A 20,960-nucleotide genomic window follows, 5' to 3' on the forward strand; every position below is an offset into this window, starting at 1 on the left:
CCTTGATTTTTAGACTTATCTAAAAAATTATAAAAATCATCATTATCAAAAAATAATTGTGATATAAAATGCTCTGCCCCTGCATCTACTTTTCTTTTAAGCATTTCTATATGTTTTGTAAGTTCTTCGTCCTTGCTATACCCCTCTGGATAACAGGCCGCTGCTATATTAAATCCACCAAAATCTTTAATACTTTTAACAAGCTCATCTGAATATTTATAATTTCCTCTTAGAGTTTCACCTTTGGGTATATCTCCTCTAAGTGCTAAAATATTTTCAACATTATTATTCTTTAAATCAGTTAAAATATCATTTATTTCAGTTTTAGTTGAATTTATACAAGTCAGATGTGCAAGTGGTTCTATCTCATACTTATTTTTTATTATCCCAGCAATCTCTGCTGTTCTATTCTCATTACTATTTCCACCTGCTCCATAAGTTACACTTATAAAATCTGGATTTAAATCACGAAGTCCATCTAATGTTTTATAAATTACATCAATAGAGGAACTTGGCTTTGGTGGAAACACCTCAAAGGAAAATACCAATTCTTTATTATCAAAAAGTTCTTTTATCTTCATCTAAATACCCCCAATATTTATTGCTAAATAAAAAAAGTGCCTAAAGGGGTAATCCTTTAGACACGAAAAATCGCTCAAAATTTACCCTTATCTTTCAGAAAACTGCAGGAATTAGCACCCATAGTAAAAATACTATTGGTTGCTGGGCTTCAAAGGGCCAGTCCCTCCACCACTCTAGATAAGTATATTCTTTTCTAATATTATACATTACTTGTAATTTATTGTAAATATTTAAATATAAATATTTTCTTTATAAAACTTTATGAAATTTTTATATTTATTTTAAAATGCTTTTAAAGTCAGGCTTTATAATAAAAACATAGACAACAAACGAACACAACAAAATGAATTAAAAAATACAAAAGATAGATGGAGGATTTAATTATGAATAAATTAGAATTACTATACAAGATGATGGCAAAGGCTAAATCAAAAAAAGAATGTGAAGGAACAATTAAAGTTACTACAACTGAAAATGGTACAAGCATAATTTCAACAGAAGGTAAATTCTATAAAAATCATGAAACTCATGATATGAAAGGAAACGTATCAGGATTCTTCATTGAAAATGGTGAAAAAGTAGAATTAAATAATAATGTTGATATAAAAGATATGAAAGCTAAAAAGAAAGAGGCTATGAAAAATTGTGATTGTAAATGCTCATGCAGTAAAAGAGATCGTAAATTTGGAAAAGCTATGTTTATGTTAAAGCTTGTTAACGAAATGAAAGTTTCAAAAGATGGAGAATTTAACGTTATAAGTATTGAGGCTAAAAACTTTAAAAAAGAACATGATAAAATCCATGAAATGATGAATGGTAATCATGCTGAAATGATGGCTAAAAAAATTGAGTTTATGAAATCACTTGGTATGCCAGAAGAAATCATAAGATTTAAAATGAATGTAATGAAAGCACTATTTACTCAAATAGATGCTACTGAAATAAAAATATTTGTAAATGCAGAAAATGAAATCTCAAAAGTATTATTAGAAGGTGCTGTAACACCTATCTCACTAAAAATAGAAATTTCACTTTAAAATAAATGTGTTCAAAAAATTACTCCTATGGGAATGTAGACTTAAGCTACATTCCCTATTTTATTTATTGTGTTACTATATAACTGTTACAAAGGAGGAATCTATATGGATGAAAATACTAAAGAAAGCAAACTATCACTCTTCATTAAAAGACATAAAAAGAATCATGATGAACATATAAAAAAATGCCAAGGATTAAATATAAACAAAGAAGAATTTGCAATTATAAAGAAAAAAATTATAATTTTTAGAATCATAACAATGATTATAGGACTATTTATAGTTACTTCTGTTTTTCACGTAGCTGGCTTTGCTACTATAGCTATATGTATAGCTATAATGCTACTACTTACTGAACTTGTAAATACTTTAATGTACATGAGTATCGAGAAAAAAATATTAAGTCCCATTGAAGATTTACGTAGTATGGTTTTAAAAATATCTGATGGAGATTATAGTGTTAGGGTTCAAAATAATGTTCTTAATGAAATTGGAACTCTTATTGATGAATTTAATTCAATGGCACAAAAACTTGAAGATAGTGAAAATATTCAAATAGAATATGAAAATAACAGAAAAAATATTATAGCTAATATATCTCATGATTTAAAAACTCCAATCACTTCTATTAATGGCTATGTTGATCTTATAATTGATGGAGAAATTTCTGATAAAGAAAAGCTATCAAAATATTTAGATGTCATAAGTAGTAATTGTAATTATATGAATAAGCTTATTGATGATTTATTTTTATTTTCTAAACTTGATATGCAAAAAGTTGATTTTGAATTTACAGATATAAATATTTCTAATTATATAGAAGATATTATGGGTGAGTTTAAATTTACTTTTGAAGAAGACTCTCTAACTTTTAATTATTATGATGAAATAAAAAATGATATCCTAGTTAATATAGATGCAAAACAACTTTATCGAACAATCAGAAATATTGTTGGTAATGCTAAAAAATATGGTACTGATAATTTAAATGTAAAAGTTAGATTATATAATGATACTGGTAATATCTTTTTATCAATAAAAGATAATGGTCATGGAATTCCAGAAGCTGATATTCAAAATATATTTAATAGATTTTATAGAGTTGATAAAGAAAGAACTAAAAATATAATGAGTACTGGTCTTGGACTTGCTATTTCTAAGGAAATTGTTGAGGCTCATAATGGAGAAATTTTTGTTGAAAGTGATATTGGCTTTGGAAGCACATTCACTATTAAACTTCCAATTTCAAAATAAAATAAACTTAAGATAAAGGAGATTTTTAGATGAAAAAAATTTTAGTAATAGAAGATGATGAAAATATAGCTAATCTTGAAAAAGATTATTTAGAACTAAATGATTATAACGTTGATATATATAATGATGGTGCTATTGGTCTTGAAAAAGCATTACTTGGAATTTACGACTTAGTAGTTGTTGATTTAATGCTACCAAGTGTAAATGGACTTGATATAGTAAAAAAATTTAGAGAAAAATTTGAAACTCCTATAATAATAGTTTCTGCTAAGGTTGATGATATTGATAAAATTCGTGGATTTGGATTTGGTGCTGATGATTACCTTACCAAACCATTTAGCCCTGCAGAGCTTGTTGCTAGAATCAAATCTCACATAATGCGATATGAAAGACTTATCGGTAAAAAAGATATAAAAAATATTCTTATAAATAAAGCACTTGAGATAAATCTAGATTCTCATAAAGTTTTTATGAGAGGTAAGGAAGTTTTACTGACAACTAAGGAGTTTGAGCTTCTAACTTTTTTTGCTAAAAATCCTAATATTGTTTTCACCAAAGACCAACTTTTTGATAAGATTTGGGGAACTGATTTTTATGGAGATACAGCAACCGTCGCTGTTCATGTACAAAAGCTTAGAAAAAAAATAGAAAAAGATAATGCTACTCCAGAGTATATAGAAACTATTTGGGGTACTGGCTATAGATTTAATTAATAGAAACTGTGGATAACTTTTAAATAAAGTTATCCACAGTTTTTTTATTTTAACCATTTGTACTCTTATGAATATCATAGATAGTAGTGCAATTAATTTGCTAGTAATTTTCTTGGAGGATTTATGAGTCCTATCGATTCAAATGATAATTTAAAAACAACAGAAAATGATATTAATTCTAATAATCAAATCAAGTTTGAAAATTTTAATAATAATATAACTACTTTTAGTCCACCTATGGGTTCTGCTGGAAATTTAATAGGTATTTTCCCTGTTGTTTTATCAGAACTTGAAACTAATATATACTGTGAAATCAAATATAAATATCCTATAAAATCTTTAACAACAACTGAGAATAGAGTTATTATAAACCAATGTAAATTTTTATCAAAAAACACAAAACTCTTAATCGAAGGGCTAGTTAAAAAAAATATAAATGTATGCTTTTTTGATAGTTATAACTCTAAAAATAAAATTGTTACTATACCATTTAAAACCATAGTAGATATAAATTATTATATAAACCCTAAATATGATACGCAATATAAAAGTAAATCACATACTTCTAATAGCTATGAATATTTTTACTCAACAGCAGAAAAGATTTATTGGTCGCATGAATACACAAAATTAAATGAAGAGTGTTATAAAGTCCCACTTAATAATAATGACTCAAAAAGTGAATATGCAAATAAACTTATTGTAACACTTGGTATTTCAATACTTCAAAATCAAAAAGTGTTCATTCCAGAGCCACTCCAAACTGCTACTGTTGTTGCTGAATCAACCAACTGTAAATCAAATAATATTTCGCAAGAAATCACACATATTGAAGTTGGTATTAATGAAAAATCAGGTCTTATAGCTAGAATTATTAAAGGATAATTTTTTAAATCAAAACTGTATCAAAGTAATTCACCTAACATAGTATATACTATGAAAACCTAATAAAAACAAAATAAAACTTAAGATAAAAACGGAGGTATTTTTATTATGAAACTTAATTATTGTAACGAAGAACAAACATGTATGCCAGATTCTAATTTCTGTGAATGTGGTGAAGGAAGAAGATACTCAAACTGTAAGCAATTAAGCCCTTGTGCTCACCCAGTATTATTTGAAGCTAACTGTGGATCAACAACAAATGTTCCTCATTCATTTGATATCGCTGGTGCTCTTACTGTAACAGTAAATCCAAAATCAATAGCTTGTTTATCACTTGATACAAGTTGTCTTAAAGCTCCATCAGTTAAATTTGAATTTGCTGGTGATGTATTTATAAAATTTGCTGCTGCTCAAACAATGCCTGCAAGAGTAGAATTTGAACTTGTTAGATGTGAAAATGGATGCGAAAGTGTTTGTGGAACATGGACTTACTCACACATGATAGCTGCTCATGCTGCTAATGATGAAATCACACATCACTTCCAATTCAATAAAGTTGAAGCTGCTGGATGTCCTGCTTGTGCAACTTACTCAGTAAGAATAATCAATGCAATCAACAACCCTGCTGAACTTTTAATATTTGATATCAAAAATGCAACAATCTCAGCTATTGCTAAATCAGGTTGCTAATCAAAATTTTTATTAAACAAATATAAGTTTAAAACGCTTAATAAAAAGGGAACTACAAAAGTAGTTCCCTTTTTATTAATTAAATTTCTTTATAACTTCATAATAATCTTCTCTAACTTTTATTCCATCAATTTCTTTAATTCCTATATTAACAATATTTCCAACAATCATATTTGCTTTTAATTCTTTATCGCTTTTTAATTTCTTTTTAGTTTCAATAGTGTCCCAATTAAAAATATTTTTTTCTTTAAGTCTATTTGATATTTTAACTATATTTATAAGATTTTGCTTATAACTTTTTTCTTTTTTAAGTTCTGTAAGTTTACTTAAAACCCTTTTATAACTTTCTTTCATATCACCAACTATTAATGGTTTTAATCTTTCTAAAGAATCTTTAAGTTCTTTTGTCTTTGGAAACTTTTCAATTTTCCAATCAACAACTTTCGATATATAAAACTCATATTCTGTACTACTTAAAATTTCTACCTTAACTGGTTTATAAATATTTCCTGCTCCAACTCTAAATGCTTGTTTAACTTTAATAGCTTCCATATCATTTTTAGTTAGAACTTCTTCTACTTTAGTAGTAAAAATATCTTTTATAAATTTTTCTAAAGTTAATATTTCACACTTTAATACTTCTATATCATAAAGATATTTAGCAACCTCATTTTTAGTAAGTAAATTTGATATTCTCTTATTTGCAACTTTTAAATTTTTTATATTAAGAACACAAATCTCCTTATCATATATTTTAATAATAGATTTTATAAGCTTTTCTTTTCTAAGCATAGACTTTGCATTTTTAGATAAAACACACCATATTTCATCCGTATTTATATTTCCATTTACAACTATATTATAATCTCTAAATATACAAGCATCTAACTTAAGCTTATTAATTTCATTTTGAACAACTCCATCAATTTGAACCTTAACACCAACATTCAATCTTTCATTACCTATATTAATTGATTTAACATTACCAAATCCAACCGTCGGTCTGATAAATTTATATTCATCTTCTACACTTTTTTCTTTAACACCAATACGTTTATATTTATAAGCATAATTCCATAAAAGCTTACACTCATTATCATTCATAATTTCCTGTAAAAGTTCTAAAAGACATAGCTGTTCATCTTCTTCACTCTTTATATTACTTTTCCCAAGCTTAAACCTTTTGCTTTTATCATTTATCATAGTATCTAAAATCTCAATAGCCTGACCTTTTTCAGTAAATGAATAACAATTTACTAGCATATTATAAACATATAAATCCTCACTAATTTTTATAGCTTTCTCCATATTTAAAATATCTTCTTTACTTATATAATATCTAGCAAGGCTATAACTAAAATCATCTGAAAATTCTTTAAGTAATTTCTTTCTTGTTGGTTTTATAATTTTACCATTAATATTTAAGTTATCATCAAAAACTACAACTATGTTATTACTACTCATATCTAGGGTTTGCAAAGTAGTTTCTCCTTTAAACATTTCTAATTTAGAAATTATATAATACTCTTCATTATCAATTGTAATATTTACTTTTTCTGTATTATTAATTCTTTTAATTTCTAACAAAACGGTCTTATAAAAAGATTTAATATCTCCTATATGATTAAATTTCCCTTCATATGATAAGTTAGATATCTCCCTTAAAAAACTCCTATCATAATATGAGCCAAGTCCTATTGTATTAATTGATACATTTTTTAAAGCTAGTTCCTCTACAACACTAAGGCATTTAGCTCTATTATCATTAAATTTCTCTGCACTTGCAACATATCCATCTGTAAATAAAATAATATTTTGCTTAACATTCTCATCAGACAATTCTTCAATTAGCTCTTTCGCATTTTGAAATCCTTTAAATAAATCAGTATTTTCTCTAACATAAACCTCATCATCAACTATCTTATAAACTTTAGCCATTCTATAAGATATATCATCACACCTAACAGTCCTAGCTATAATATTTTTTTCGTCACCTGAATATAAAATGACCGAAACATAATTATTTTCTTCTTTTTTAAGTGCCTTTAAAGTTTCTTTAATCCCCTTTTTTAAATTATCAATGTTATCCCTCATACTTTCAGATAAATCAATAAGTAATATATGGTGGTTTATATACTCTGTTATTTCTTTCGCTGGTTTTATAAAGTAAAATTTACATTTTTGACTTCGCCCCTCTAAATTAAATGTTTCTTGCCCTAAAAATCCAACATCACACTTCCCTATTTTCATACACATCTCCTAATCAATTGCTTTTACATTACTTTGTATTAAATATATGAAATGTAATAGTTTTTAATGTTATCTTTTGAGTTATTATGATAATTTGTAACCTAGGTCGACACAATAATCCTTATGTAAAGTAAAAAAGTACATATTCTAACGAATATGCACTCATAACTACTTACTTATATTTTCTTGTATAACTTTAACTATTTCTTTTGGTTTATAGCTAGCATTTACCAAACTCACCCTAACCATTAGAGCTTCTTTCTTACTCTTTTTCTCCAAATTTTCTAGCATTATTATATCACCAGCAATCCTTTTATTCATCTTTATAACAATACCAAAAACTTCTGTAACCTCACCACTACGAGGTCTATACATAACATCTAAGATATCACTCCATCGTGCAAACTCTATCTTACCAGAAATATCATTTAAATAGCTAATCCCCTCATTTTTTATATCTATTAAAACTCCACCATTTTTAGCTTTTTTATTCTCATCTATCTGATGTTTCATTCCAAGTGATAATATAACTAAAGCAATAGCAGATATAATAAACATAAAGAAATCATCTTTAAATGTATCAAGTCTTACTGCTTTAATTGTGCTAAAAATAAATATTCCTACAAAACATGCAAATAAAATTATACTTGTATACTTTGGTTTTTCTTTCACTAACAACTCTTTTTTCATACTGTTTTCCCCCTTAAAATAATTTCTTCCCCCAATATTTCTGCGTTTAACAATCTTTTATTTATAAATATTATATCTTACAAAAATTTACTCTCTATGAATTAATATTTAAATAAAAACAAACACCGTATCCATTTCAGATACGGTGTTTAATATTATAATCCTGATGATTTAAACTTATGCTCCATAAATTCTGTCTGCTTATGAAGTAATGGTTTTAAAAGTCCTATTACTATAAATATTCCTGCAAAAATTAAAAGTGCTATAACATCAGCTTTAACATCACTCCAAATTGGTCCTGATATAGCTTCTCTAAATCCGTCCATAGCATATTTAAACGGCCATAAAAATTCAAGTTTCCCAAATATCGCTGGATTTGTTTGTATAGGATAAATAGCTCCTGACCCTGCAACTTGTAATACCATTATTACAATAGCCATTGCTTTCCCCATACTACCAAATAAAGATACAAGAGTATAGATTATAATTGTAAATACAACTGAACTTAATATGGCTATTCCCATCATAAGCCACATATTATATGGACTAAATCCAAGTACATATTTATCCCCAAGTGTTACTATTACAGTTTGAATTATTGAAAATATTATAAATAATAACATTTTTCCAAAATGAACCTGTAATAAATTTGCTTTTTCACCTTTAAAGTTTTTAGCTTCAACTGTTAAAAGTGATGTTAAAAGAAGTGAGCCAACCCATATAGCAAGTGTTGTATAGAAAGGCATAAGCCCTGCTCCAAATGGTATTTCACCATAAACTTGTTCTTCCTTAACTTGTATTGGTGATGATAAGAATGATGATATTTTCTCTGGATTTTTAGATAGCATATCAATCATATTATCTAAATCTTTATTACTAACAAGACCAGCTTTATCTTGAAGTAAATTAAGCGTATCTTTAAAACCATTAATCTTAGATTTAAGTTCATTAGCTTTTGAAACTGTTAAATTACTTGTTGATATTCCCATTCCTGCAAGTGCTTGAAGTTGTGGTACAACACTCTTACTTGTTTCAAGTAGTGAATTTGCATTACTTAATCCTTGTGTTAAATTAGATGAAATCTGATTAACACTTGGAACAACTTGTGAGTACATACTATTAGTTAAATTATTTATATTACTAATAAGATTTACATTCATAGTTTGAAGCTTTGTAAGCTGCGCATTAGTTTCATCAACATTCGGTTTTACACTAGCTAAAAGTGTTTTTACTGCATTTAATTGATTTTGCTCACTCACTATAAGTGCTTTAACATCATTTAATTTTTGTATATTAGCAGAGATTATAGAGTTATTAAAAACTTTATTTATCCCTGTCAAAATATTTATATTCCTATCAATAATCCCAGTAAGCTTTGTTGTTACTCCTACTGCATTATCTATTATTTTAATCTGATTTTCCTTATCTGCTGTAGAAGTTCCAAGTGTTTTAAGTTGTTCTATAAAACTTGTAAGACTTGTATTAACAGTTGTAACATTTGCAGTATTATTACTAATATTACTTGCTGCATTACTTACATTTTGCTGTGTTGAAGCAATTAAACTCTTGCTTGCATTAACAACTTGTTGTAGTGAATCCATCTGCCCTGTTATTTTAGGTAAATCATTTTTCATAATACTTAAATAACTGGCAAGCTCTGTTGCACTTTTACTTGATTGATTTATATTTCCTGTTATTTGACCAATTCTTGTATCAGCTTCATTCATTACACTTTTAAGTTGATTTAAAACTGGCTCATTTGTTTTAAGCTGCTCACCTAGTGAATTTGCAAGGCTTATAGCTTGTTGATTTACAACCTTAACAAAATTATCATTTATTTGATGTGTTAATTGATCTTTTGCTACTTCTGTAATTTTAGTAGCAATAATATTAGTCTTATCATTAACTTTATATGTTAATGTTGGTTTTACAGGATTTGAAGTTACAAGCGTCGCTAAATCCTTAGAGAAATCCTTTGGAATAACTATAAGAGCATAATATTGCCCATCTTTAAGCCCTTCATCACCTTGCTCTATTGATGTAAATTTCCAGCCTATATCATGATTTGTTTTAAGCTGATCAAGTACCTGATCTCCAACATTTATAATATTTCCTTTTACAACTGTTCCAAAATCCTCATTAACAACCCCAATAGATATATTAGATGTATTAACATATGGATCCCAGTTTGCCTTTAATGTAATCCATGCATAAAGTGATGGAATAAAACAAATTCCAAGTATAACAACTATTGCAACTGGATTTTTAATTATTTTCTTTAAATCTCTAGCTAAAATTCTAAATATAGTTTTCATCTTTCGTACCTCCTATTCCCCAATTCCTGATTCTTCAAACTTCTTCTCAAACTTTGTAAGTCTAGGATGTAAATGTGGTTTTAAGAAGTATGCTAGAAGTAAGAATACAATAGCAAAAACAATAAGTGCTATAATATCATTCTTAACATGATCAAAAATTGGACCTGCTACTGCTTCTCTAAATGCATCTACAGCATAGCTAAATGGCATAATTGGTTGAATTATTCTAAAGAATAATGGTAAAACCTGAACTGGATAAGTACCACCTGTTCCCGCTATTTGAACCACCATTAAAACTATTGCAATAGCTTTTCCAAAATTCCCAAATAGAGATACTAATGTAAAAATAATTATACAGAATACTATTCCTGTAATGATTCCAAGTATTATAAACAATGGTAAATTAGCTGTTTGCACACCTAGTAAATATTTACTACCAACTGTCATTATAATAGTTTGAATAATTACAATACTCATAAATGTTAAAAGCTTACCAAAATACTTTTCTCTTATACTTATTTTTTCTGACCCTTCAAACTCTGGAGGAGCAGTTTTAAGTAATGATGTAAGAAGTAAAGCTCCAACCCATATTGCTAGTACAGTATATATTGGTGTCATTCCTGAACCATAATTATCTATTTTAAATATAGATTCTTGCTGAACATTAAATGGTGTTGATATAAAGTTACCCATAATAGCTGGATTACCTTGTAACACAGATATCATTTGACTTAAATCATTATTATTTATTTCTCCAAGATTCTTTGCAAGGTTTGAAATAACTCCACTAAATTGATCCATTGTAGACTTAAGACTGCTTGCTGTACTTCCAGCCATCTTTGTATTTGAACTAGCTGTATCAACTACATTTTGAATCTTTCCAACAAGACCATTTGCCTCATTTATAAGACCTGCCGCTGTTTTAGTAGAACCTGCTAGATTTGCACCTATTCCCTGAAGCTGACCTTTTGTATTTCCATTATAGTTACTAATTGTACTATTTAAAGAATTTGAAACATTGCTCATTCCTGATTTTAAACTATCAAGTGTATCAGCTTTTAACTTTTGCCCACTATCAATAGTTGCACTAGCAATAGCAAGTGTTTTCATCTCACTCTCAATAGCACCTTTTATATTATTAATATTTCCTATCATTGCTTGCAATCCCTTATTTGGAATTGATTTATTCACTGTTTCAAGGAAGTTTAAAACTGAAGTTACACTAGCATTCACATTAGCTAAATTACTATTAATTGATGAAATTAAACCTTTAGCCTGCGCTGCTGTAGCACTATCAGTATTTATTTCTGATAAGTCTTGCTGAATATTACTAACATTAGATTTAGCATTATCTAAATTAACACTAATATTATTAAATGCCATATTCAAAGTAGAATTTGTATTATCAATTATTGAACCTGTATTAACAGTTATACTTTGTACATTGCTAAGACTATCTCTAATACTTGGAAGTGATGCTTTCACAGTATCAATATATGTACCAAGATTTGCTGAACCTACAGTAACACCATCTAGAACACTATTGATAGCTCCCATATTATTATTTATATTAATAACAGATTTTTTAAGATTTAATATATCATCCTTATTTTGCTCTAGCTTATTCCCTACAGTATTAAGCTTTGAAAAAATTTCTGTATTAACAGACTCAAGGAAAGTTGTTTTAATTTGATTTACTAAAGTAGTTTCTGCAACTTCAGTTATTTTTCCTGAAACAGGATTAACTTTTGTATTAACCTTATATATAATATCTGCTTTTTTAGGATTATCAGTTGTAACACTTGCTAAATCCTTTGAAAAATTAGAAGGTATTTCTATCATTGCATAGTATGTTCCATCAACAACACCCTTATTTGCTTCACTTTGCGAAACAAATTTCCATCCAATTTTATCATTAGAATGTAGTTCGGTTATAACTCCATCTCCTATATTTATATTTTTCCCATTAAGAGTTGCACCAACATCATTATTTACAACCGCTACTGGCATACTACCAGTGTTAGTATACGGATCCCAGCAAGCTACTATATTTATCCAAGCATAAAGCGATGGTATAATACAAAGACCTATAATAATTATTAGTGCTACTGGATTAGTAAACATACTCTTAATATCTCTTTTAAAGACAGTAAAAACATTCTTCATCTTATAAATTCCTCCTTAGTTTATTTCTATATGTACTTATTTTTATCAATTTATTTATTAATATCAATCTATTATTAATTTTACCAAAAATTAGTTTACAAGTAAACCATTCTAGCATTATAGTAGGCTAAATTTTAACTTTTTAATAACTTAAAATAGAAACTAAAGTCCAACTCAATAATAATACTAAAATCTATAAAAAAATAGAGCTAAAAATCCATTTAGCTCCACCTTAATTTTAGTATATTTTTTCTTGTGTAACATTCTCATATTGATTTACAAGACTTGTATCAATATCATTACTATCTCCTGAATCATCTTTATCATTTTTAAAAATTATCTTTAAAAGAATTGGAGTTATAATGGTAGTGAAAACTACTACAATTACTACTGGTGCTAAAAACTTAGGATTCATAAGTCCAACTGCAATTCCTTTACTTGCAACAATAAGTGCAACTTCACCTCTCGAAACCATACCGATACCAATCTGCAAGGATTCTTTGGTTTTATATTTTGCAAGTCTTGCTCCAAAGAAACACCCAAGTATCTTACTTCCAACAGCTATTATAAGCAGTAATACAGTAAATAAAACTATCTCACCTGACATCTGTGAAAGCTCAACCTTTATACCTATACTAGCAAAAAATATAGGTGATAATATCATATATGACATTGTTTCAAACCTAGCATTAATATAATGAGTTTTTGCAGTATTAGATATTATAAGCCCCGCAATAAATGCCCCTGTTATATCTGCAACTCCAAAAAATTCTTCTGCTATAAATGAAAGAATTAAACAAAGTGAAAAAGCTACAATTACAAATCTTCTTAAATCACTTTTATAATGTCCAACCCATTTCATAAAGATATAATGGAATATAACGCCCACTATACCTGCGAAGATAAAGAATAAAACTATCTTTAGAAGAACTACTCCTACATTTACCGAAGAATCAGCTAAACTTGTTATAAGTGTTAAACCAATTATTCCAAGGATATCATCTATCAATGCTGCTCCAAGTATAGTATTACCTGCCCTTGTATTAAGCTTTCCAAGCTCTTTTAAAGTTTCTACAGTAATACTTACAGAAGTAGCAGTCAAAATAATCCCTATAAAGATATTTTCAAGCATTGCTTTACCCGATGCTCCATCATTAAAGAAATATGAAACTGTAATTCCACCTATAAGTGGTATTATAACCCCCATTATTGCTACTATAAATGATACTTTTCCTGTTTTTTTCAGTTCATTAATATCAGTTTCTAGTCCTGCTGTAAACATTAAAACAATAACTCCGAGTGATGCAATTTGTTGTATAAAATCTGTTTCGTGTAAAATATCTAGTGCTGCTGGTCCAAGAACAAGTCCAGCTATTAAAGCTCCAACAACTTGTGGCATATGCAATTTTTTTGTGACTAAGCCTAAAAGTTTAGTGCTCAACAAAATAATTGCAATGTCTAATAAAAACTTATGTGACATTACAATCGTCCCCCTTAATTTAAACTATAAAAAAAATTATATTCCTATTTTTTACATTCCTCAAATTCAACTATATCCATTTAAATCCAAATTTTATATATAATTACCTTTACATCTTTAAAACTCTCCTTTTTGCTAAATATCTCATTTATTTCATTTACTTTTTATATTAAAAGTGATACACAACTTATTTTTCATATTTTTTAATTTATATCACAAAATAAATCTATAATATAAATTAAATCTCTATAATTTTGTACTATAATTAATTTATCGCCATTTAACAAAGGAGAAAAATATATGATAGTTAGAGAAAAATATACTTGTCCCCTTGAATTGTCACTAGACCTTATAAAAGGAAAATGGAAACCTATAATTATTTGGATTTTAAGAAAAGGACCATATCAATTATCATACCTACAAAAAAATATAGAAGGTATAAATCAAAAGATGCTTATACAACATTTAAAAGAGCTAGTTGAATATGGTATTGTTGATAAAAAAATATATGATGGTTACCCTTTAAAAGTTGAATACTTTCTTACAGACTGGGGCTTTAGGTATTTAGATGGACTTATTATATTCCAGCAAATAGGAAAAGAGTTCTTAGAAAAACAATCTTAATGATTGTTTTCTAAGAACTCTTTTTTATCTCTATTTAATACGCTTTGTATTATTTTACTCGTGTCTATATAATCCTGTTAAATGTGCTTGCTCTAAGATATGACCTCTCATAGCTGAATATAAATCATTTACGAAGAAGTTCTTTTCTATTTCTAATTCACAGTCTAAAGCATAAACTCTTAACTCATATGTGTGTGTGCAGTTAGGTGGAGCCATTCCACCGTATGCAGCTGCTTCTTCTCTTGATAAAGCATTTTCACCCATCATAGCTGCTCCCCAGCTGTTTATTCCTTGTAAGAACTCAGCAGTGATACTTTCATTTTCTTCAACCTTAGTTTTCTTAAGGTTAGCTCCAGCCCAGTGTACCCATGTGAATCCACAAACTGGCATAGCATCATGGTCATCTAATACGAATGCAAAAGTTTTCGCTCCCTCTGGTGCTCCAACTATTTCAAAATCTATTGATCTTGAAGGCATTCCTTTTGTAAATTCTTCCCCATGTTTACCAAACTTATCTTCAAAATGTCCATCTGCATTTATTGAATTACTTATTACTTTCATCATAATAAAATCTCTCCTCTTTTGTTATATAAAATTTATTATTATTCACTACTTAAATTTTTAATTTACTATTATTAAATTCAGTGAGTAAGTCATACTTGTTTTGTGTGCCTCTCACACTTATTATTATAACTACTTAATTTTTTTTTAGAAGTACCGACTTTTTTGTAAGTGTGCATTTTTATTTTAAATAAATCGCTATAGTCTAGTAAATAAGCTATTTAAGAGAGATTTATAAATTTTATATAATTACTCTATTCGTTCATTTGCTACATCAATATAATCTTTAGTTAATTGATTTGCTCCTTCAATAACATCATGTTCACCTTTTTTCTCTTTAAATACTATCTTTAAAAGTATAGGAGAAATTATTGTTGTAGCTATAACCATTATAACTACTGGAACTAAAAACTCTGGCATCATAAGCCCAACAGCCATTCCTTTATTAGCTACAATCAATGCAACTTCACCTCTTGAAACCATTCCAGAGCCTACTTGCATTGCCTCCCTATTGGAATATCCAAACATTTTAACACCAAGTCCACCACCAATTAGCTTTGTTACAACAGCTAGTATAATAAGCGAAACTGTAAAGATTATTGTACGCATATCAAGTGATTTAACTTCTAACTTAATCCCTATACTTGCAAAAAATATAGGTGATAATAATATGTATGATAATGTTTCAAATTTCTTATTTATAAATTGAGTTCTTTCAGTATTAGATATAATCATCCCGGCAATAAATGCTCCTGTTATATCTGTAACTCCAAAGAATTTTTCTGCTATATATGATAATCCAAGACATAATACAAATGACATTATTACAAATCGCTTCATATCCTTTCCATGCTTTATAGTCCATTTTATAAATAACTTTCTTACTATAACTCCAATTATTCCAGCAAAAACAAAGAATAATACTATTTTGAGTAGTACAATACCCACACTAATACTTGCATCTGCCATGCTTGTAACTATTGTAAGTCCTACAATACCTAAAATATCATCAATTAAAGCTGCTCCAAGAATAGTATTTCCTGCTCGTGTACTTAGTTTTCCAAGTTCTTTTAAAGTTTCAACAGTGATACTAACAGACGTTGCTGTAAGAATTATTCCTATAAATACATATTTAAGCATAGATGCACTTACTCCACCATCATGGAATATCATAGCTATAATAATCCCTCCAATTAAAGGAATTATAACTCCAAGTATTGCTGCTCCTGTTGAAGCTTTTCCTGTTTTTTTAAGCTCTGCAACATCTGTTTCAAGACCTGCTGCAAACATTAAAATAATAACCCCAAGTGCTGATAACTGTTCAATAAACTCTGTTTCATGAACTATTCCAAGAACAGTAGGTCCAAGAACTACCCCTGCAACCAAAGCTCCAACTACCTGTGGCAGTTTCATTTTCTTAGTTATTATTCCAAATAACTTAGTACTTAAAAGTATAAGTGCTAAATCAAGTAAAAATCTATGTGACATATATCCAGCTCCTTTCAAAATATTATTAGCATTATTAGTTTTTGCTTAAAATAATATATATATCCTGTAAAGAACTGATATTTAAAAGTAAAAAAAAGAAGATATCTCCAATTTAATTGAAAATATCTTCTTAGAATATTACTAATCTTATGACTCACTATCATTTAAGTAAATAATATACTCACTACTTTTATTAATCCAAACACCGTTATACCATATAAAATAATATAAAAAAATTTTTCATACTTAGCGAATTTATCCTTATTAAACTTTTTAACACCAATAGAATTTAAATATTCTATCATTTCTTCCATTTCATCTATGCTATCCCCACCTCTAATAATCATAGGCATGTAAAAACCTTTTCCACTAACATAGAATTCAATACCACCATCTTCATCTTGCTCATGTCTAACTCTCCCAGCTCTTTTAAGCATTGAAAGTGGTTTTCTTCCTTGTGTTACAATCTTATAATTTATATCAAACCCATACCAAATAAATTCTTTATCTGTTACAAATGTATAATTATATATAGATGATAATCCATAGAACACTATTGAAGGAAGTCTATATTTTACACTTTTTATTATTGTTTCACCTTCTAGTTCCTTTTCAATTGTTTTTTCAACAATCCCCATCATAATTTTTGAATCTTTGACTCCATATACTCTCTTTTCGCTATTTTCTCCAAGCTCTTCTTTAATATTAATAGCTTCTTCTTCTGTTACATTTATATTAAAATCATTTAAATTCTTCTCTTTAAGTTTTTTTATTAAATTTATTACGCCTTCTTTTATTTTTCTTTGATCTTCTGGATCTATATTTATACTTGGTAATTTTTCATTTGAAAAATCTTCTATCTTATCTATATAATCTTCTTTTCTACTCATAATTTTTATCTCCTTTTATTTTTTTTGCCAAAGCTTTCTTAGCCCTAGAAACTCTTAGATATACTGAATTTTCACTTATTCCCATATCTTTAGCTATCTTTGATGTTTTTTCATCCCTATAAAATTTCCGTATAAAAATCTCTCTATCTACTTCATTTAGTTCATCTATCACTTGCTTAATTACAATACTATCCTCAATCTCTACATCATTTATAGGTATATCCTCTAAAATATCTTCTATATATAAATTATTATCATGTCGCTTTTCTTTTCTTAAAATATCAATAGCTGTATACTTTGCTATTGTACAAATCCAATTTTTAAAACTATTCGCCCCCATATTAAACTTCTTTACATGAGTCCAAACTTTAAAAAAAGTTTCATTCACACACTCATTGCTAAGCTCTCTATCATTTAATATATTATAAGAAACTTTAAAAACTAGATTTGAAAATTCATCTATAATATTTGAAAAGGCTTCTGTATCTCCACCCTTTAATTTTTCTAACTCCTCATTCTTCACTATAAATCCCCCTAACTGAACGTTCACTATTATAGTCGCACTCCCCATATCTTTTCTGTCAATCAAATTTAATATTTTTGTAAACTAATTCCAATTCATTTATTAAATATTTATTCTTCTACTACCGAAACCTTTATATTAATATTTATATCGCTTTAAAATTAAAATTCATTCAACTTATTAATAATTTATTAACGTAATCATAATTTTCATCATTTGAAACCCTTTTCACAAAGAGGTAGAATACATTTTGTAATAATAAATGATAAATCAAACAAAAATATATAAAATTTAAACAAAAGACGAGGAGCAATAATAATGGAAAATAGTAAAAAATTCACGCCATTTCAAAGAGGCTTTATAATAATTTTTATTATAATAAGTGTCTGCGTATTTCTTCTTCCAGCTTGGACTCACACATCAACTTGGACTGAAGTATTCGGAGTGGTTTCAATAATAAGTCTTATCTCAGCAGTTTCAGGAGTATTTAACTCAATGTATATCGCAAGAGCAGATATACTTTGCTATTTCTTCTGGATAATAAACACACTAACATATGCTTTTGTAGCTTATGAACAACAATTTTACGGACAAGTTATTCAAAACATCGTATTTATCTTCCCATTAGAAGTAATTGGACTTATTGCTTGGACAAAAGCTTTAAAGAAAAAGAAAGAGGAAAATAAAGAAGATGAAGGAATTGATGTTAAAAAATTCGGTGCAAAAGAATGGATTCTTACTGTAATCGGACTTGCAATCTTCTGGCTTGCATATGGAGTATTCTTATACTTCTTACCTGATATCATGAAATCAGTATTCAATATCAAAATTGCCGCTGATAGTGATTTATTCCTTGACTCATTAGTTGCTGTATTAACAATCTATGCTGTTTGGTTAACAGGAGCAAGATTCTTAGAGCAATGGACATTCTGGTTATTATCAAACGGTATCGGAGTTATATTATTCTTAATACCAGTATTTGAACAATTATCAAAAGGTCAGTTCAATGTTGCTACACTTTCAGGTGCAGTAGGTTGGATTCAATACTTAACAAGTGCAGTTTATGGATTCATATGTTGGAGAGCAATGTATAATGCTAAACAAAAGAAAGCAGCTAAGGCTGTTTAATACAAAATGATATTACTGTGGATAACTTTTATTAAAAGTTATCCACTTTTTTTATTTAAAGATTTAACTTGATATGGTTTTAATTTTTAAATAGTCATGATAAACTAAATTTTAGTTAAACTATTATTATTAGTTACTAAGTAAACCAAAGATTAGGAGAAATTTATGAAATCTAAAGATAAAAACAATTTTAAAATTTCACTACAAAAAGCAGAAGCTAGAGAAATTGTTAAGAAAAAAGGGGTTAGAAAAAACTTAATAGCTTTAAACTTTATGTTTGCACCACTATTAATTTCAAGTATAGTTCTTACACTACTTACTACTATTATACCTGTCACATTTGTATTAACTATATTTATGATAATCCAACTTATATGTTATAGTACTTTTACTTATGCATCAGCTAAAATTATAAATAACGGAGATGGTAAACCTAAATTTGAATTCCACTCTCAACTTTTCTCTGTATTTATTTTTATAGATTTAGTATTAAGTCTTATTGGAATGTTTGTAGGTGGTAGTCTATTTGGGGTTCTATTATCAATGGTATTATCAATATTATTTATGATTGTATGTATTCCAATTATATTCCTATCAGCACTTAGAAATTATCCTATGGTACTTGCAATTCAAAAAGGATTTATACTTGGTAATGAATATTTCTGGCCATTACTTAAAATGGTTATATCATTCATTCCACTATTTATTTTAATTTCTATAACATTTGGAATTGTATTCATTTTTAAAGGAACTTACATTGTAACAAGCTTTGGAATCCTTTGTAGAGATATATTCCAAAAAGAAAATTTAGCATAAAATTAAAAGCTGTGCACAACTTTTTTGAAAAGTTGTGCACAGCTTTTATCTATCTAATTTTATAGATCATCTACTAAAGCTCCAGCTTTTGCATAAGCTGTTGATTTTGCTTCAAAGAAATCTGTTTTAACCATATTAGGGTCTGAATATTGCTCAACCCACATAGCTGGATTTTCTGTATTTTCTGGATATAGTATTTCAAATCCTAAATCTCTAAGTCTTAAGTTTCCTATATATTTAATATAGTTTTCTATAAGATTTTCATTTATTCCTTTTATTCTATTTCCTATTACATATTTACCCCAAGCTATTTCATTCTCAACACCAGTCTTAACCATTCCTCTAAGCTCTTCTACAAGCTCTTTTGTGAATACTTCTGGCATTTCAGCTATAAGTTCTCTTATCATATTTCTAAATAACCAAAGGTGAGTATTTTCATCTCTGTTTATATATCTAATTTCTTGTGCAGAACCTGGCATTTTACCATTTCGCTCAAGATTATAGAAGAACATAAATCCTGAATAGAAGTAAACTCCCTCAAGAATATAGTTTGCCATAATTGATTTTAAGAAATTATGCATTGTTGCATCTTCAAGGAAACTATTATATAAATCTCCTATGAATTTATTTCTTTCAAGAAGAATTTTATCATCTTTCCATTGATATAATATTTCATTTCTCTCTTCAGGAGAACATATACTATCAAGCATATAACTATAACTCTGTGAATGAACAGCTTCTTGGAAAGCTTGAATTGTAAGACATAAGTTAACCTCTGATGCTGTAACATAACTGTTTATATTACCAAGATTCGCTGTTTGTATTGAATCTAAGAATATTAAAAATGATAAAATCTTATCATAAGCAG

19 protein-coding genes and 1 riboswitch are annotated in these 20,960 nt (G+C 27.9%); of the genes, 8 read left to right on the forward strand and 11 right to left on the reverse strand.

Going from position 1 to position 20,960, the window contains the following annotated elements:
• Positions 1–581: methylenetetrahydrofolate reductase (locus Q0V15_RS05295; RefSeq protein ID WP_297436720.1), on the reverse strand; the 581-nt coding region annotated here is incomplete at its 3' end.
• 84 nt (positions 582–665) lie between these two features.
• Positions 666–766: riboswitch (SAM riboswitch) on the reverse strand.
• A gap of 199 nt (positions 767–965) precedes the next feature.
• Between Q0V15_RS05295 and Q0V15_RS05300 the strand changes: the two genes are divergently transcribed.
• The 5 genes from Q0V15_RS05300 (at position 966) to Q0V15_RS05320 (ending at position 5,161) form a co-directional block, all read left to right on the forward strand.
• Positions 966–1,619: a hypothetical protein gene (locus tag Q0V15_RS05300; RefSeq protein WP_297436722.1), complete on the forward strand. Its 654-nt coding sequence runs from the start codon at positions 966–968 to the stop codon at positions 1,617–1,619.
• 105 nt (positions 1,620–1,724) lie between these two features.
• The gene (locus tag Q0V15_RS05305; RefSeq protein WP_297436724.1) at positions 1,725–2,873 is read left to right on the forward strand and encodes a cell wall metabolism sensor histidine kinase WalK; all 1,149 of its coding nucleotides are present in this window, start codon (positions 1,725–1,727) and stop codon (positions 2,871–2,873) included.
• Positions 2,874–2,902: 29 nt separating this feature from the next.
• Positions 2,903–3,586 carry a response regulator transcription factor gene (locus tag Q0V15_RS05310; protein ID WP_297436726.1) on the forward strand — a complete coding sequence of 228 codons (684 nt, stop codon included), beginning with the start codon at positions 2,903–2,905 and terminating at the stop codon, positions 3,584–3,586.
• A 123-nt stretch (positions 3,587–3,709) separates the two neighbouring features.
• Positions 3,710–4,471, forward strand: coding sequence for a hypothetical protein (locus tag Q0V15_RS05315; RefSeq protein WP_297436728.1), 762 nt, complete (start codon positions 3,710–3,712; stop codon positions 4,469–4,471).
• Between the two features lie 108 nt (positions 4,472–4,579).
• Positions 4,580–5,161, forward strand: a complete 582-nt coding sequence (locus Q0V15_RS05320; RefSeq protein ID WP_297436730.1) for a DUF4489 domain-containing protein — start codon at positions 4,580–4,582, stop codon at positions 5,159–5,161.
• Between the two features lie 75 nt (positions 5,162–5,236).
• On the opposite strand, the gene Q0V15_RS05325 is transcribed toward Q0V15_RS05320, so the two are convergent.
• The 5 genes from Q0V15_RS05325 to Q0V15_RS05345 form a co-directional block, all read right to left on the reverse strand.
• A complete protein-coding gene (locus Q0V15_RS05325) occupies positions 5,237–7,411 on the reverse strand; it encodes a vWA domain-containing protein (RefSeq protein ID WP_297436732.1) in 2,175 nt (724 codons plus the stop codon).
• A gap of 168 nt (positions 7,412–7,579) precedes the next feature.
• On the reverse strand, positions 7,580–8,101 hold the full coding sequence (locus Q0V15_RS05330; RefSeq protein ID WP_297436734.1) for a hypothetical protein: 522 nt from the start codon (positions 8,099–8,101) through the stop codon (positions 7,580–7,582).
• A 155-nt stretch (positions 8,102–8,256) separates the two neighbouring features.
• Complete coding sequence (locus Q0V15_RS05335) at positions 8,257–10,416, reverse strand: YhgE/Pip domain-containing protein (RefSeq protein WP_297436736.1); 2,160 nt, start codon at positions 10,414–10,416, stop codon at positions 8,257–8,259.
• A gap of 12 nt (positions 10,417–10,428) precedes the next feature.
• Positions 10,429–12,582 (reverse strand): YhgE/Pip domain-containing protein, encoded by a 2,154-nt coding sequence (locus Q0V15_RS05340; RefSeq protein ID WP_297436738.1) that lies wholly within the window; start codon positions 12,580–12,582, stop codon positions 10,429–10,431.
• A 238-nt stretch (positions 12,583–12,820) separates the two neighbouring features.
• Positions 12,821–14,062 (reverse strand): cation:proton antiporter, encoded by a 1,242-nt coding sequence (locus Q0V15_RS05345; RefSeq protein WP_297436740.1) that lies wholly within the window; start codon positions 14,060–14,062, stop codon positions 12,821–12,823.
• A 300-nt stretch (positions 14,063–14,362) separates the two neighbouring features.
• On the opposite strand from Q0V15_RS05345, the gene Q0V15_RS05350 reads away from it, so the two are divergent.
• Positions 14,363–14,686: a helix-turn-helix domain-containing protein gene (locus Q0V15_RS05350; protein ID WP_297436742.1), complete on the forward strand. Its 324-nt coding sequence runs from the start codon at positions 14,363–14,365 to the stop codon at positions 14,684–14,686.
• A gap of 54 nt (positions 14,687–14,740) precedes the next feature.
• On the opposite strand, the gene Q0V15_RS05355 is transcribed toward Q0V15_RS05350, so the two are convergent.
• The 4 genes from Q0V15_RS05355 to Q0V15_RS05370 form a co-directional block, all read right to left on the reverse strand.
• On the reverse strand, positions 14,741–15,250 hold the full coding sequence (locus Q0V15_RS05355; protein ID WP_297436744.1) for a YbhB/YbcL family Raf kinase inhibitor-like protein: 510 nt from the start codon (positions 15,248–15,250) through the stop codon (positions 14,741–14,743).
• Positions 15,251–15,496: 246 nt separating this feature from the next.
• Complete coding sequence (locus Q0V15_RS05360) at positions 15,497–16,735, reverse strand: cation:proton antiporter (RefSeq protein ID WP_297436746.1); 1,239 nt, start codon at positions 16,733–16,735, stop codon at positions 15,497–15,499.
• A 164-nt stretch (positions 16,736–16,899) separates the two neighbouring features.
• On the reverse strand, positions 16,900–17,625 hold the full coding sequence (locus Q0V15_RS05365) for a hypothetical protein (protein ID WP_297436748.1): 726 nt from the start codon (positions 17,623–17,625) through the stop codon (positions 16,900–16,902).
• Entirely contained in the window at positions 17,618–18,148 is a 531-nt protein-coding gene (locus tag Q0V15_RS05370; protein WP_297436750.1) for an RNA polymerase sigma factor, read from the reverse strand. Before Q0V15_RS05370 ends, Q0V15_RS05365 begins: the two co-directional genes overlap by 8 nt.
• A 318-nt stretch (positions 18,149–18,466) precedes the next feature.
• Here Q0V15_RS05370 and pnuC point away from each other — a divergent pair, with 318 nt between their 5' ends.
• Both pnuC and Q0V15_RS05380 read left to right on the forward strand, forming a co-directional pair.
• Positions 18,467–19,276 (forward strand): nicotinamide riboside transporter PnuC, encoded by an 810-nt coding sequence (gene pnuC / locus Q0V15_RS05375; RefSeq protein ID WP_297436752.1) that lies wholly within the window; start codon positions 18,467–18,469, stop codon positions 19,274–19,276.
• A gap of 165 nt (positions 19,277–19,441) precedes the next feature.
• Positions 19,442–20,092, forward strand: coding sequence for a hypothetical protein (locus tag Q0V15_RS05380; RefSeq protein ID WP_297436754.1), 651 nt, complete (start codon positions 19,442–19,444; stop codon positions 20,090–20,092).
• Positions 20,093–20,151: 59 nt separating this feature from the next.
• Here Q0V15_RS05380 and Q0V15_RS05385 read toward each other — a convergent pair.
• On the reverse strand, positions 20,152–20,960 hold an 809-nt coding region (locus Q0V15_RS05385), incomplete at its 5' end, for a ribonucleotide-diphosphate reductase subunit beta (RefSeq protein ID WP_297436756.1).

The organism is uncultured Clostridium sp. (genome assembly GCF_947036855.1).
Lineage (GTDB): Bacteria > Bacillota > Clostridia > Clostridiales > Clostridiaceae > Sarcina.